This window comes from Bosea beijingensis (genome assembly GCF_030758975.1).
Classification (GTDB): Bacteria; Pseudomonadota; Alphaproteobacteria; order Rhizobiales; family Beijerinckiaceae; genus Allobosea; species Allobosea beijingensis.
The window spans coordinates 1,925,906-1,940,273 of the sequence record NZ_CP132359.1 but is presented as its reverse complement, the minus strand read 5'-3'; the positions used below and the strand labels follow the sequence as shown (position 1 = coordinate 1,940,273).

General features: G+C 65.2%; 13 protein-coding genes and 1 pseudogene. 4 read left to right on the top strand and 10 right to left on the bottom strand.

Going from position 1 to position 14,368, the window contains the following annotated elements; genetic code table 11:
* Nucleotides 1-292 precede the first annotated feature (292 nt).
* Together Q9235_RS09325 and Q9235_RS09320 are read left to right on the top strand one after the other, a co-directional pair.
* On the top strand, nt 293-730 hold the full coding sequence (locus tag Q9235_RS09325; RefSeq protein WP_306226577.1) for a Ros/MucR family transcriptional regulator: 438 nt from the start codon (nt 293-295) through the stop codon (nt 728-730).
* A 33-nt stretch (nt 731-763) separates the two neighbouring features.
* Nucleotides 764-1,036, top strand: coding sequence for an HU family DNA-binding protein (locus Q9235_RS09320; protein WP_306226576.1), 273 nt, complete (start codon nt 764-766; stop codon nt 1,034-1,036).
* 195 nt (nt 1,037-1,231) lie between these two features.
* On the opposite strand, the gene Q9235_RS09315 is transcribed toward Q9235_RS09320, so the two are convergent.
* The 6 genes from Q9235_RS09315 to Q9235_RS09290 form a co-directional block, all read right to left on the bottom strand.
* On the bottom strand, nt 1,232-2,443 hold the full coding sequence (locus tag Q9235_RS09315) for an AAA family ATPase (RefSeq protein WP_306226575.1): 1,212 nt from the start codon (nt 2,441-2,443) through the stop codon (nt 1,232-1,234).
* An 8-nt stretch (nt 2,444-2,451) separates the two neighbouring features.
* Complete coding sequence (locus Q9235_RS09310; RefSeq protein WP_306226574.1) at nt 2,452-3,393, bottom strand: hypothetical protein; 942 nt, start codon at nt 3,391-3,393, stop codon at nt 2,452-2,454.
* A 128-nt stretch (nt 3,394-3,521) separates the two neighbouring features.
* Nucleotides 3,522-4,466, bottom strand: a complete 945-nt coding sequence (locus tag Q9235_RS09305; RefSeq protein ID WP_306226573.1) for a hypothetical protein — start codon at nt 4,464-4,466, stop codon at nt 3,522-3,524.
* Between the two features lie 162 nt (nt 4,467-4,628).
* Nucleotides 4,629-4,856, bottom strand: coding sequence for a helix-turn-helix domain-containing protein (locus Q9235_RS09300; RefSeq protein WP_306226572.1), 228 nt, complete (start codon nt 4,854-4,856; stop codon nt 4,629-4,631).
* 142 nt (nt 4,857-4,998) lie between these two features.
* Entirely contained in the window at nt 4,999-6,000 is a 1,002-nt protein-coding gene (locus tag Q9235_RS09295; RefSeq protein ID WP_306226571.1) for a hypothetical protein, read from the bottom strand.
* A gap of 118 nt (nt 6,001-6,118) precedes the next feature.
* A complete protein-coding gene (locus tag Q9235_RS09290; protein WP_306226570.1) occupies nt 6,119-6,313 on the bottom strand; it encodes a hypothetical protein in 195 nt (64 codons plus the stop codon).
* Between the two features lie 46 nt (nt 6,314-6,359).
* Here Q9235_RS09290 and Q9235_RS09285 point away from each other — a divergent pair, with 46 nt between their 5' ends.
* A complete protein-coding gene (locus Q9235_RS09285) occupies nt 6,360-6,839 on the top strand; it encodes a response regulator (protein WP_306226569.1) in 480 nt (159 codons plus the stop codon).
* Between the two features lie 22 nt (nt 6,840-6,861).
* Here the strand turns inward: Q9235_RS09285 and Q9235_RS09280 are convergent, their stop codons facing one another.
* Nucleotides 6,862-7,935 (bottom strand): sensor histidine kinase, encoded by a 1,074-nt coding sequence (locus tag Q9235_RS09280; protein WP_306226568.1) that lies wholly within the window; start codon nt 7,933-7,935, stop codon nt 6,862-6,864.
* A gap of 22 nt (nt 7,936-7,957) precedes the next feature.
* Nucleotides 7,958-8,110, bottom strand: a pseudogene (locus tag Q9235_RS09275) (response regulator); the annotation flags it as partial.
* A 40-nt stretch (nt 8,111-8,150) separates the two neighbouring features.
* Between Q9235_RS09275 and Q9235_RS09270 the strand changes: the two are divergent.
* Nucleotides 8,151-8,339: a hypothetical protein gene (locus Q9235_RS09270; protein WP_306226566.1), complete on the top strand. Its 189-nt coding sequence runs from the start codon at nt 8,151-8,153 to the stop codon at nt 8,337-8,339.
* 287 nt (nt 8,340-8,626) lie between these two features.
* On the opposite strand, the gene Q9235_RS09265 is transcribed toward Q9235_RS09270, so the two are convergent.
* Nucleotides 8,627-10,315: a DEAD/DEAH box helicase gene (locus tag Q9235_RS09265; protein WP_306226565.1), complete on the bottom strand. Its 1,689-nt coding sequence runs from the start codon at nt 10,313-10,315 to the stop codon at nt 8,627-8,629.
* Between the two features lie 199 nt (nt 10,316-10,514).
* Nucleotides 10,515-14,237 (bottom strand): vitamin B12-dependent ribonucleotide reductase, encoded by a 3,723-nt coding sequence (locus tag Q9235_RS09260; protein ID WP_306226564.1) that lies wholly within the window; start codon nt 14,235-14,237, stop codon nt 10,515-10,517.
* Nucleotides 14,238-14,368: the final 131 nt, after the last annotated feature.

Below are 14,368 nucleotides of genomic sequence, written 5' to 3'. Positions count from 1 at the left end.
TGTCGGGTTCCCCGGGGGCATTCCCGTTCCTAACCCTCACTCCAGATGCTCCTTCCGCTTCACCGTCCATTGGAGGAACCCGATCGACCTCCTCGCGCCTTCCATCCCGGCCAGTCGAAGCGGCGCGGACCTGCGGGCGTCGCCCGCGACGAGAAGCCGATGCCAAGCCTCCGCCAGCGAATCCCGTCGCAATAGACTGCGTTGAAGGGTAGCTTTGTACCGCGATTCAGGCGGCCTTTCGGTCCGAAAGGCGGACGAACGTCGATCGCGGATATAGTACGCAGGAGAACAGATGGCTGAAGGAAGCGAAAACCTGATCGGCTTGGTTGCCGATATCGTTTCGGCTTACGTTTCGAACAACAGTGTACCGGCGGCCGATCTAGCAAGCCTGATCGCCACCACGCATGCGGCGATTTCCAGCCTAGGTTCCGAGTCGGCGCCCGTGGTCGAGGAGAAGCTGGCGCCTGCGGTCTCGGTGAGGAAGTCGATTACCCCCGACTTTCTCATCTGCCTCGAGGACGGAAAGAAGTTCAAGTCGCTGAAACGCCACCTGCGCACCGCCTACGACATGACACCGGACGAATATCGCGCACGTTGGGGTCTGCCACCTGACTATCCCATGGTCGCTCCGGCCTACGCCGAAGCCCGTTCGACACTGGCCAAGAAGATGGGCCTGGGCCAGCAGCGGCGGAAGGCTCCGGCTCGCAGCAGGCCTGCCAAGGCGAGCTAGTCGCCGAAATTCTAGCTAAAACTGGAGAATCTGATGACCAAGAACGAACTGATCGCCGCGGTTGCCGGCGATGTAACCAAGTCCAAAGCCGACGTCTCGGCTGTTCTGGCCTCGCTTGCCGGCGTTGTTGCGAAAACGCTGAAATCGGGCGGGGATGTGACGCTCAGCGGCGTCGGCAAGCTGTCATCCGCCAAGCGCGATGCCCGTCAGGCGCGTAATCCTTCGACTGGCGCCATGATCGATGTTCCTGCCAAGACGGTGGTGAAATTCAAGGTCGCCAAGGACCTCGCTGACTCGGTCGCTTGAGGCAGAGGGACTCAAATGATCGTCGGCGCGGTATGGCCTGACAGCAAGTTGTCCCGCGCCGCGACGGTTCATCCGATAAGAGAGATTGCGCGAAACGGCCCGGAAAGCGGGTAAGCCTGCCCTCCGTGCAAGTCGGCTGGTAATCCGGCGAAGGCCGTTGCTACCGTTGGGTCTCGCGGGCATCTCTTTCTCACCTCACTTCCGGGCTTCTTGTCCCCTCGGCGCTGGCTGCATGAACCCGATCGGCCTCCTCGCGCCCTCCCTGCCGCCGAGCAGCACCTGCTCGGCGCCTCGGACATCGTCGGCAACGAGATGCCGCCGCCCGGCCTCACAGGCGAAACCCATGGCGATGTCCCAGAGCCGCGACAGAGCGCGCGGGTTATGGCCTCTGGTGGATCGGAAAAGCTCCGCGCCGGGCTCGACGAAGCTACCTCCGACGCGCAGATTCGCCTCGTGGAAGATGCTCTTCTGGATGGCGAGCATCTCGGCATCCCTGATCGCAACCGTGAACACGATCAGCCGGTCGACGATGCTTTCCGGCAGCGGATCGAGGCTATTGGCGGTAGCGAACCAGAAGATATGGTCGGCCCGGATCGGCAGATCCACGAACTCGTCGACGAAGTGGGCGGCGTTCTCCCGCTCGAGGAGGCTGTGCAGGACATTCTCCGGGGTTTCGCGCGGATTGATCGGGGAGGCCTTCTCAATCTCATCGATGACGATGAGGGGCGAGGCATGGCTGCCTTCGATCAGGAGTTTTGCGACCTTGCCAGGGCCAGATGCCTTCCAGACCGGCGTCAGCCCGGAGAAGGCCGAACCGCGATCCGTCATCAGATTCATCGCGATGACTTCGCTGGGCACACCCAATGCCTCGGCGAGCTTGCGAGCATAGAAGGTCTTGCCCGTTCCCGGCGGCCCGACCACCACGGCGGGATCGAGCCGCAGTGGCGTCCCGGTCGCGGCACTGAGCCCCGCGGCCCGGACGATCCAGGCGGTGACCTCGCTGAACTGCGGGCAGATCATATCCAGGCTGGCTAGACGCGCGATCAGGGCATCGTCGGCGATGACGAGCTTGCGCCAGGGCCCACGCTCGTCGGCAAGCATCCTGGTCCAGAGCCGGACCTGACGGGCCTGACTGGCATCCTCGTCATTGCTGGCCTCGGCGGGGTCTCCGACGAAGCCATCGCTATGGCGGAGCCGACGAGCCAGTCGCTCGGCATCGTAGATTTCGATCGCGGGACCGGCGGTCCGATCCGCGTCGTCAGCGCCGATTTCGGCGGCTTCTTCAGGATCCTCGACCGTGCGCGCGCCCTCGGGGCGCTGGTCCCGCAGGTGACCAAGCAGGACCTGAAGGTTGAGCATGCGCCGATGCTCGAAGAGTTCGGCGGCGGGAGACGGACTGCTTGTCATCACCGGCCTCAAAGTTCGACGCCGCCGAGAACGGTCACGAAGCGCCCGCTCTGCTTGGCGATGCGGCGTCCGACCCCAAGCGCGATCTCGACCGCGGCACGCATCGGATCGGGATCGTCCGCACGTTCGGAGATGAGCCGCTCGACCTCCATCTTCACGATGAGGTCATCGGAACTGCGGGCCGGCCAAATCCCGATCCGGGCGAGATGGGCATAGGAGAGCATGAGAGCGCCGCGCCGAGCACCATACCAGAATGGAGATGACGGCTCGGCCTGCGACCAGGTTTCGATCGCGGCGAAGAGCTGTCTGACCTCGTCGAGCAGGATGGCAAGGTCGGGTGGCTTGTTGAACCAGTCCTCCAGCGCCAGCCCGTGTTCGAGCTGATAAACATTCGGCGAGTTGCTATCGTCGTTGATCGCTTGTGGCAGGACGGCGCCGCTGAAGCGTCGGGAGGCCTCCTCCATCCCGGGCGGAATCCCCGCACCGATCACGAGGCGCGGATGGCTGTCGGCGAAAGGCCGCCGCAGCGCGCGCTCCATCAGCTTCGGTTCGTGAACGCCAGCACCGGAGCGATATTGCGCGCCGCGTTCCTTCGCGAGCATGGCCTTGGCGAAGTGATCTTCGAACGAGCCCGCTGGCACCAGCAGCATCGCGATCTCGCCGGCATGGGACAGGAGCGCGAGCGCATTGCCGATGTCGACCATGTACTCCAGCGCCGAGGGATCGGCGTCGGCGAGGGTCAGGAAGCGCTGATATTCCTGGGCGTGAACCAGAGCCCGCTCGCGCAGGTCGAGAAGCGGCGGTAGCCTTTCGAGAACAGCAGCATGGCGCTCGAGTTCGTCCGGCATCGCCGGCAGGAGCGCGTCGAGGGCGGCGAGATCGTCGATGACGGGTGCGGTCTCGGTCGTGAAGACGAGGTCGCGCAGGGAGGATGCGGCATGTTCGGTCATGGTCTTGAACCTGTTGTCCTGAGGGGTCGGCCTACCCGCCCTTTCGCCTCCCCGCCCTCGCCATGACGAAAGGCGCGCCACCCAGGCGCGCCTTCCCATTCTTTCCAGCTGAGCTGTCGGCGTGGGTGTCAGCCGTGCTCGTCCACGTTCAGGAACCGCGAGCTCTGCCCGGCGACCGTCTCGCCCTGGCCGAAGGCGATTTCCCAGAGCGCGCAGAGATGGTCCGGATCGGCATCGCGAGCGCGGACGAGATCGCGCGCGGCGATCTTCGCGGAGACGTCGTCGTCGTAGCGTCCCGGCCAGAGCGCGACGCGGGTCAGCCGGGCGTAGGCCAGGATCAGCCCGCCTTCGACCGCATCGGCAGTCACAGCGTCCGGCTCGGCGATGCCGCGCAGATTGTCGACCAGCGCCAGCACCTTCTGGGCGCCGCCGAACAGGCCGGCGAGATCAGGCGCGGCATCGAAGTAGGCCTTCAGGCTGTCGGCCTGCTCCAGCGAATGGGTGCTCGGAGCGCCGGACGCGGCCGCCTCCGGCTTCGGCCGCAGCGCGCCAACGCGCCGCGCCATCGTCTCGATCATCTCGCTGATCGCCTCAGCGCCTTCCGGCAGCGTCAGAGCCGCGGAACGCTTCGGGAGATATCCGACCGCGCGGCGCGTGAGCGCGATGTCTTCGCCATCGCCGTGCCGGCGCGCGTGGCGCAGCAGGTTGCGGCCGAACTGCTCGCGCGCCCACGCGTCGTCCTCCGAACGCGCCGGCAACAGAAGCAGCGCGAGGTTCGAGGCGTTGGTCATGATCGTCAGCGCGTTGGCGACATCGATCCAGCGCTCGACCTGGTCTTTCTCGCGAGCGAGCAGCCCGATCAGGCGGCGAACCTGCTCGGTATGGACTTGGCCCCGACCGCGGAGCTCCAGGAGACCTGGCAGCTGGCGGCGGAAGATGGCGAGGCTTTCAGCCTGGCTCGGCGCCACGGGGACAAGGCGTTCCAGGGCGGCGAGGTCGTCGACGACCTGATACACGGTCGGGTCGAGAGCGATGGTGCTGAGCAGCTCGTCGCGGCGGGTGGTGATCTTCATGGTGTTTCCTTCGAGTCCTGAGGGGTGACGGTCTCGTTCCGTCGAATTCCTCCTCCCTCCCGCTGATCCGCCGCTTGGCGGCCCCAAGACTCGAAAGGGCAGCGCCCGTGAAGGCGCTGCCCTGGCTCTACTGGATCGGAGCGACTGTCAGGCGCTCCGGCCTTACTCGGTCGCGAATAGCGTAGCGATGCGCACCCCGAGCCCGACTGCGAGGAGGCTCACCTCGTCGAGGTGAGCCTGAGCGGTCGCCCTCTCGACAGCGGTAAGCCGGGACGCGACGATACCAGTTCGGCCGGCGAGGTCGTCGATGGTCAGGCTGCGCTCCTCACGCAGCCGTCGCAGATTGCGCGCGAGCAGCTCTTTGGTCGAAAGTGGAGTCGGTGGATTCATGAGGGGTTCCCTTTCCGTTGGATCGGGACCTCCGCTCTTCTGATAATTCGCGGATGCAGGGTTGCCGCCCAGGCGTGCGGGCATGACAAAGGCAGCGCCATGAAGGCGCTGCCCTGTGGTGATCATCCCGATTGCCCGTCTCTCAGACGAGCTCGCTCCAGTCGAAGACGAGCCGGTCGCGGGAGTCCGGCGGCAGCGACTTCACCCAGGCGGCGTCGGCGGTGATGTGCCGGACGGCGGCCTGCATGTGGACGGGATCGCCGATCTCGCCGCGCAGGTTGATCAGCGTGACGACCTCCTTCTTGATCGCCAGCGCCGACCTGTTGTGGACCGGCCAGATCATGGCCTGCGCCGCCGCCAGGAAGCCGGCGATCCGCGCGCCCTCCGCCGCGACCATCAGATCGCTGGCATTCTCCGGTCCCCGTTGCGCTAGCGTGACCAGCCGGTCGCAGGTCTCGAACATCTTGCGTGCTCGCTGCAGCAGATGTTCGAGATCGGGCGCGGCCTTGGCAAAGCCGACCCAGTTGCCGCTCTGCGTGTGGGCGAAGGCTGGCGGTCCGCCCCGCAGCGGCAGGCCGGCGACGAGGTCGAAGCGCGCGAGCGGCCAAGCCGCGAGCCCACGGCTGTCGCCCTGCGGCGTGGTGGGGCCCAGTGGCAGCATCAGCTCGGGTACCGCGAAGGCGGCGCGCTTCCAGCGCAGCCGCCGGGCATGCATCGCACCCATTGACGAGACGTAATCCTTCTCGTGACGATGATGCCGGGCCCCGGTCTGCTCGGCGAGCGTGAGCTTCGCCTCGGCCTGGTCGAGATCGTCGGCCGGCCAGGTCGCGACCAGCGCGACGAGGCTGAGGGCCATGATCTGTAAGCCGGCGCAGGCGCGCTCGCCCTGGTCGTCACCCGGCTCCCGCGCGAGGCTGAGCCTAAACTCCTCGTTCTGGAGGGCCTTGGCGTTGCGCGCCGCCGCCTTCAGGTCGATCGGCTGGCGGCGGAAGGCCACGAGCTCATCGAGGCTGGGATCGTCGCTCGCGATCACACGCGTTACGAGCGCGATCGGATCGCGGAGCGCGGTGTCGTTCGGCTCATCCACCGGCCCACCGGTGTGCGGGGCGAGCGAGCGTCCGCCACCCTGATGTTTCTTGGTCATGTCGGGACCTTTCATTGGGGTTACGACCATCTGGTCGCGTTTCCCCTCCGGTCCTGGAATCGAAAGAGGCGTCCGATCAGGACGCCTCCGTCATCTCCTGTGCTGGTCGTGCCGTCGCTCAGACGATCGGGATCCAGTCCGGCTTGAGCTCGAGCGTCGCCCCGAACCGGAAGCTCTTGGCGATCCAGTTCGCCTGCGAGACGACATGACGGATCGCCGCGTCAGCCAATGTCGGGGGCGATTGCGAGATCATCTGGCAGGAACGCGGTGGTCCGCCGGTCACGCCGCCATCGCGCCAGGGTTTCGGCAGCATTCTGATCGATCGCAGCATTCCCTACGATCTAGGCGGCCGCAGCGACTTGTCCTTCGAGCCCGAGGGCATCACGGCGAAGCTCTGCATCCCCGCCAAATTCGTCCGCTGGACCGAGGATGCCGCGTCTCCCGAGGAGGCCCCCGTGCCAGTCAGGGGCAAGCCCGGCCGGCCACTGGAAGGCAGGCGCGTGCTGCTGGTCGAGGACCAGTTCATTATCGCGATGGATTGCGAGGACATGCTGATGACCCTCGGAGCGAGCCAGGTCGAAGTCTGCGCGACCGTTTCCGAGGCCTTGTCGTTTCTGAGCCGAACGGCCCCCGATCTTGCGATCCTCGATGTCAATCTCGGCTCCGAAACCTCCGAGCCGATCGGCAACCGGCTGCGCGAGATCGGCGTACCGTTCCTGTTCGCGACCGGTTATGACGACCTCGCGATCCTGGGCGTCTCCGGGGCGGCGACGTTGCGCAAGCCCTACAATCTCGTTTCGCTCGAGGCGGCACTCCGCAGGCTTCCGGGTGCCGCGTAGCTCATCAGCATCCGGCGCGGGTTCAGGCCGCTTCGGATGCCGGAGGTGCCAGACCGGCCAGGGAGAGCTCCATGACAGCGTGCGTGCCGCGCCCATTCGTGTCCGCGTAGCGCAATTCGGTAGCCAGGCTCTTGGCCATCGCTCGGACGATCTTGCTGCCGAGGCCGGTTCCCCTGATCGTGCCGGTTCCCGTCCAGCCGATGCCGTCATCGGCAACCTCGAGCGTGACCCTGTCGCTCTCGCAGGAGAGGCTGACCCGAACCTCGCCGATGCCGTCGGGATAAGCATATTTCAGCGCGTTGGTGACGAGTTCTGTCGCGATCAAACCGATCGAGATCGCCTTGTCGGTTTTCGCCGGCACGGGCGCCGGCACGGTCTCGAAGCGGATCGCCGGCATCTGGCCGGAGCCCGACAGCGATTGCGCGAATTCCTCCAGCAGGGAGCGAAGATAGCCGGCGAGATCGACGGCGCGGACATCATCCGAGGTGTAGAGGCTGCGATGCAGATTGCCGATCGCGGTGATGCGCGCCTGCGTTTCGGCCAGCGCCGCCTTGGCGCCGGGGTCCTCGACCGAATTGGCCTGCATCCGGACGAGCGAGCCGACCAGCGACAGACTGTTGGCCACCCGGTGATTGACCTCGGCCAGCAGCGTCACGGCCCGGTCACGCGCGGCCCGTACTTCCTGCTCGGCCTGCTCGCGGGCTCTGGTCAAGCGCGTCTTGACTACGGCGTGCTCCAGAGCTGCCCTCAGCAGGATCTCGAAATCCTCACCGACCGTCTTGACGACATAGTCCATGGCGCCGGCCTTGAGCGCGGTCACCGCGATCGACAGCTCCGAGGAAGCCGTAACGTAAATGACGGCGGGAGCGGCTGCATCGGCGGAAAGCGTCGACAGGACATCGAGACCGGACGACGTCCCGAGATCATGGTCGAGGATGATGACGTCGATCCCGCCGGCTTCTGCGCGCGCGAGCCCCGCATCGGCGGTTTCGACATGCTCCACGACATAGTTGTGGCGCGCGAGCATGCGCTGCACGAGGCGCCCGAGCGTGGCGTCGTCGTCGATATAGAGGACGTTGATCGGCCGGTTCGGCATCAGCGGCGGCCACGCAAGCCGGTCATGGCGTTTCCGGAACCTGGATGACGGAGAAGAATAGCCCGAGCTGGCGGATCGCGTTGGCGAAGCCGTCGTAATCCACGGGCTTGGTGATGTAGACATTGGCGCCGAGATCGTAGCAACGCTGGATCTCGCGGCTGTGCGTCATAAGAGTGCGCGCAGCGCGCGCACTTGATGCGTTGGACCCAGAAAGCATGCAGGAGCGTCTCGTTCCGTCCGTCGGCGTCGACAGCCCGGTAAAAGGGGCTCATCTCGGCGCCGACCGTTGCAAGGAGATTGTTGAGATGCGGACGCAGGTCCGGCAGGCTCATCAGCCTTCCCTGGAAATCGGATATAGCCGCGGCCACTGGCTCCACGTCTACGCCATTTACATTCGCGCCTAGGCGCGCGGATTCCAACAGCATTACGCCGCCGCCCATGAAGGGGTCCAAAACGGTAAGGCCTTCGCATGAAGCGTCGCCGTAATACGATTTCCAGAAGTTCCCGTCATGTGACGTCGTCGCACCGACCAGTAGGGATCTCGCGGTGACGGCAAGCCTGCGCGCGAACCACTTGTGGGCTTGGTAGGCGTCGCGCGGGCGCACGCTTTCGCGCTTCGCGATGCGTGCGATCTCGCCGACCGGAAGGATACCAGCGTCGAGCAGCGAAATCCGCGGAAGGGACGCATCCGTCATCGGAACTTCATCTCGCACGCGCCCAGACCCGGAATTGAAGCTGCCACCGACCTCAGCAAGTATCCATCCGCGTAGTGCTTCACGAGCCGCGACTTCCGGAGCACGTCCGGATCCCGCGGCAGGTGGTCGACGAGGCGTCTCGACATGATGACGATCAGCTTCGCTTTCGCGCGCGAGGCAATGACGTTGAAGCGGTTCAGGCTGTAGAGGAACTCCTCTTCCGCTGCGATCTGGTCCCGATCGCCTAGCCCGAAGCTCGCGATCATCACTGTCTTCTCTTGGCCCTGGAACCGCTCCACGGTATCCACCGTCGCCATCATGGCGGCGCGCTCCGCGGTGTCGGTCAGAAAGCCATTGATCTGTTCGACGACGGCGGCTTGCTGGGCCCGGTGCGGCGTCACGATACCGATCCCGTCGTTGAAGAATTCAACGCCGGACAGGGGTACGACGCCGGTCGACGGCAGAAGTCGCCCGTACAGGGCGCGAACGAGGCCCGCCACGAGATTGGCCTCGTGCTCGTTTCGCTGGCTCGAAAACTCGTCCGGGTGGATCAGCGCCGTTAGTGGCTCCTCGGGGTCGAGGAGGGTGGCAAGATGTCCGTGCCAGTCGAGATGGGCCGGCCAGTCCTGGGGCTTCGCGGCGGGTAAGGGCACTGCAAGGCGCATGCGAAGCCCGGCATTCACCGACATCAGTTCCTCGCCGTAGCCGGCTTGGCGCACGAATTCGACGATCTCCCTGTTCGACCTATAGCTCCTGTCGAGCATGACGGGCGCGATGCCTTGAGCGCCGGTCTCTCCCTTCCTATAATTTCGGAAGAAGTCGTATACCGAGCCGACGAGATGCTCCGCCCCATCGGGAGGCGCGACTGGCTGGATGGGTGGCATCTGGAGGTCGTCGCCGACGACGGTCAGGGCTGCTCCCTCTGCCAGGGTCGTGAAGGCCACCACGGCATGAGAGACAGACAGCTGGGAAGCCTCGTCGATGAGCATGAAGTCGAAGAGGGGCCGCAACGCGAGGTCGTCGTCGGGGATCAACTTGACGAGCTGCTGGGCGGTGCCGGCGACGATGATGTTCTGGTCTGCTGCGTCCAGAGAAGCAACCAGATCCCTCTGGTCTGCCTTGCGATCCGTCACAACGACGTGGCCCCGCAACTCGCTGTCGATGCTGTCCTGGTCTCCAAATCCGGATGAGAGCCGGGCGACGCGCACGTCGTCAACCCAACCTAGATCATGCAGCAGGGCTGGGATCTTCTTGGCAAACCGAAGGTCCGCACGAGACCTCGGATCGAAGGCGCTCCCATCCTGGAGATCGCCAAGCGCGTGCGCAGTTATGAACGGGGCCGTGACGCCATACTCAGCCTCGATCAGAAAATGGTCGGGTTCGCAGGCGTCCAGATGATCGGCGAGCAGAATTTTCCCGAACGCCAATTCCTCTCCCGGGTGATGCTGTGTCAGCTCGCCATGGATCACCCGGCCTACAAAAGCCTCGGACAATTCGGCGAACTTCTCTCGTTCGAATTTTCGCCCTTGTTTGGTGAGGAGCGCCAGCCCAGGGCGCATCACATCCTTAGTCGGGATACCGAGATTTTCCCGGATGCGATCATTCGCGTAAAGGTCGAGCCGCAGTCGCCGCCGGCACTCGCCGCGGAGGTATTTCGATATCGTCCGTTTGGTAAGAGCGTACACGGCAGGTCCCCCGATCCAGTCACCTTATGCACATCCGCACCAGGGGGTGATTGCTCGCTTCCCTGGTGCGGAACCTGAGTTGCCGAGTGCATAGGTTCAGGATTGGAAATGCCTTGGGCGGGAGGGCGTTTGCGGAAGTCGAAGCTCAAAAAAGGGGAACTTCGCCTCTCATTTCATCACAATAAGTGTCGATCGCCGCTCACGAGCAGCCGGTCGTGCTCCCGCAGGTGTTGCACTTCAGGCAGGTGCCGTTGCGGACCAGCGTGAAGTTGCCGCACTCGCCGCACGAGTCGCCGACATAGCCCTTCATGATCGCCTCGGCCCGGCGTTCCGACTGGGTCGGCTGGGTAGCAGGGGCCGCGAAGCCGAGCTTGGCCATTTCCGCTTCGCCATAGGCCTCGGGCTCTTCCTTCAGCGCGGTGGCACCGGCAGTGGCGAGGCCGATGGCGGAGGCCGTCGAACGGGCAACCGCATCGTTCGCCGCGCCGCCGCCCTGGATGGCGAGCAGGTTGATCGGCTTGCCGCGGCGGAAGCCGGTCGAGGCGAGGGGAGTCGTCACCACCGGCGCCGCATCCGGCGCCTTGTCCTGGCCGACGCCGCTGCCCATCACGTCATGGCCAATCTCGCTCGGGTCGACATGGGCGAGGTCGTTGCGGCCGAGATAGGAGATCGCGAGCTCCCGGAAGACGTAGTCGAGGATCGAGGTCGCGTTCTTGATCGACTGGTTGCCGGCGACGAAGCCCGAGGGCTCGAAGCGGGTGAAGGTGAAGGCCTCCACATATTCCTCCAGCGGCACGCCATATTGCAGGCCGAGCGAGACCGCGATGGCGAAGTTGTTCATCATCGCCCGGAAGGCAGCGCCTTCCTTGTGCATGTCGATGAAGATCTCGCCGAGGCGCCCATCCGAATATTCGCCGGTATGGACATAGACCTTGTGGCCGCCGACCGTGGCCTTCTGGATGTAGCCCGTGCGACGATCCGGCATCTTCTCGCGCTCGCGCTTGCGCTCGATGCGCTCGACGATGCGCTCGACGATCTTCTCCGAGATCTGGGTGGCGCGGGCCGCCATCGGCGCCGCGACCAGCGTCTCGACCGCGTCGTCTGCCTCGTCGTCATCATCCGAGATCAGGGCCGAGTTCAGCGGCTGCGAGAGCTTGGAGCCGTCGCGGTAGAGGGCGTTCGCCTTCAGCGCCAGCTTCCAGGAGAGCATATAGGCGCTCTTGCAGTCCTCGACCGTGGCCTCGTTCGGCATGTTGATGGTCTTGGAGATGGCGCCCGAGATGAAGGGCTGCGCCGCCGCCATCATGCGGATATGGCTCTCGACCGAGAGATAGCGCTTGCCGATGCGGCCGCAGGGGTTGGCGCAGTCGAAGACGTTGTAGTGCTCGGCCTTCAGGTGCGGGGCGCCTTCCAGGGTCATCGCGCCGCAGACATGCACGTTGGCGGCCTCGATCTCGGCCTTGCTGAAGCCGAGGAAGGGCAGGAGCTCGAACGACATGTCGTTGAGCTTCTCGGCCGGGACCTTGAGCGTGCCGGTGAGGAAATCCTCGCCCAGCGTCCACTTGTTGAAGACGAACTTGATGTCGAAGGCGCTCTTCAGCCCCTTCTCGACCGCCTCGATCTTCTCGTCGGTGAAGCCCTTGGCGCGCAGCGAGCCGGGATTAATGCCGGGCGCCTGCTTCATCGAGCCATGGCCGACGGCATAGGCCTCGATCTCGGCGATATCCGCCTCGCGGTAGCCGAGCGCGCGCAGCGCATCCGGCACGGCGCGGTTGATGATCTTGAAGTAGCCGCCGCCGGCGAGCTTCTTGAACTTCACCAGCGCGAAGTCGGGCTCGATGCCGGTGGTGTCGCAATCCATGACGAGGCCGATCGTGCCGGTCGGCGCGATCACGGTCGCCTGGGCGTTGCGGTAGCCGTAGCGCTTGCCCTGCTCGAGAGCCTCGTCCCAGACGATGCGCGAGCGCTCCGCCATGGTGACGGCCGAGCCGCCGAGGCGGGCCAGCGTCGCGTGGTCGAGCGGGACCGGGGTGACGCTCAGGCCCTCATAGCCGTCGGCGAGGCCGTGGGCCGCGGTGCGGTGGTTGCGGATGACGCGCAGCATGTGGCTGGCGTTCTTCTTGTATCCCGGGAAGGGGCCGAGCTCGCCGGCCATCTCGGCCGAGGTCGCATAGGCGACGCCGGTCATGATCGCGGTCAGCGCACCGGCGAGAGCGCGGCCCTCGTCGGAGTCGTAGCCGAGGCCCATGGTCATCAGCAGGCCGCCGATATTGGCGTAGCCGAGGCCGAGCGTGCGGTACTCGTAGGAGAGCTCGGCGATCTCGCGGCTCGGGAACTGCGCCATCGTCACCGAGATCTCGAGCACGACGGTCCAGAGCCGGCAGAGATGCTCATAGGCCGCGACGTCGAAGGACTTGGTTTCGGTATCGTAGAACTGCAGCAGGTTGGCCGAGGCCAGGTTGCAGGCGGTGTCGTCGAGGAACATGTACTCGGAGCACGGGTTGGACGCCCGGATCCGGCCGGAAGCCGGGCAGGTGTGCCAGTCGTTCATCGTCGAGTTGAAGTGCAGGCCGGGATCGGCGGAGGCCCAGGCGGCGTAGCCGATCTTCTCCCAGAGGTCGCGGGCCTTCAGCGTCTTGTGGACCTTGCCGGTGGTGCGGGCGGTCAGGTTCCAGTCATTGTCGTTCTCGACGGCGCGCAGGAAATCGTCGGTCAGCGAGACCGAGTTGTTCGAGTTCTGGCCGGAGACGGTGAGATAGGCGTCGGAATCCCAGTCGGTGTCATAGGTGTCGAAGGAGATGTCCTTGTAACCCTGCCTGGCGAACTGGATGACGCGCTTGATGTAGTTGTCCGGCACCAGCGCCTTGCGGGCGAGCTTGACCTCGCGCTTGAGCGCCGGGTTCTGCTCGGGGTCGAAGCAGCTATCGCCGTCGCCTTCGCAGTTCACGCAGGCCTTGAGCACGGCCTTCATGTGCTTCTTGACGGTCTTGGAGCCGGTGACGAGGGCAGCGACCTTCTGCTCCTCCTTCACCTTCCAGTCGATATAGGCCTCGATATCCGGATGGTCGGCATCGACCACGACCATCTTCGCGGCGCGGCGGGTGGTACCGCCCGACTTGATGGCGCCTGCGGCGCGATCGCCGATCTTGAGGAAGGACATCAGGCCCGAGGACTTGCCGCCGCCAGCGAGCTTCTCGCCTTCGCCGCGCAGCATCGAGAAGTTCGAGCCGGTGCCGGAGCCATACTTGAACAGGCGGGCCTCACGGACCCAGAGGTCCATGATGCCGCCCTCGTTGACGAGGTCGTCCTGCACGCCCTGGATGAAGCAGGCATGCGGCTGCGGGTGCTCGTAGCTCGACTTCGACTTGACCAGCTTGCCGGTCTTGAAGTCGACGTAGAAATGCCCCTGGCTGGGGCCGTCGATGCCATAGGCCCAGTGCAGGCCGGTGTTGAACCATTGCGGCGAGTTCGGCGCGACGCGCTGGGTCGCGAGCATGAAGCGCAATTCGTCATGGAAGGCCGCCGCATCCTCCTCGGAGGAGAAATAGCCGCCCTTCCAGCCCCAATAGGTCCAGCAGCCGGCGAGGCGGTCGAAGACCTGCTTGGACGAGATCTCGGAGCCGTAGCGCTCGCCCTCGGGCAATTCGGCGAGAGCGGCCTCGTCGGCGACGGAGCGCCAGAGGAAGGAGGGGACGTCGTTCTCCTCGAACTTCTTCAGCCGCGCCGGCACGCCGGCCTTGCGGAAATATTTCTGCGCGAGCACGTCGCTGGCGACCTGCGACCAGGTCTCGGGAACCTCGATGCCTTCGAGCCGGAAGACGACGGAGCCGTCCGGGTTCTTGATCTCGCTGACGGCCGATCGGAACGGGATCGCGGCATAGGGCGACTGTCCGGCGGTGGTGTAGCGGCGCTCGATGCGCATGATCTTCGTCCCTTGATCTGCCGCGGGTCCGCTTTGCGAAACCACGCGCGGCCGGTTGATCACCGGCTCCTGATGTCAGCCCAAACTCGGTTCGATGCCCTGTGGGATCTCCGCGGTGTAGCCCCGCCGAT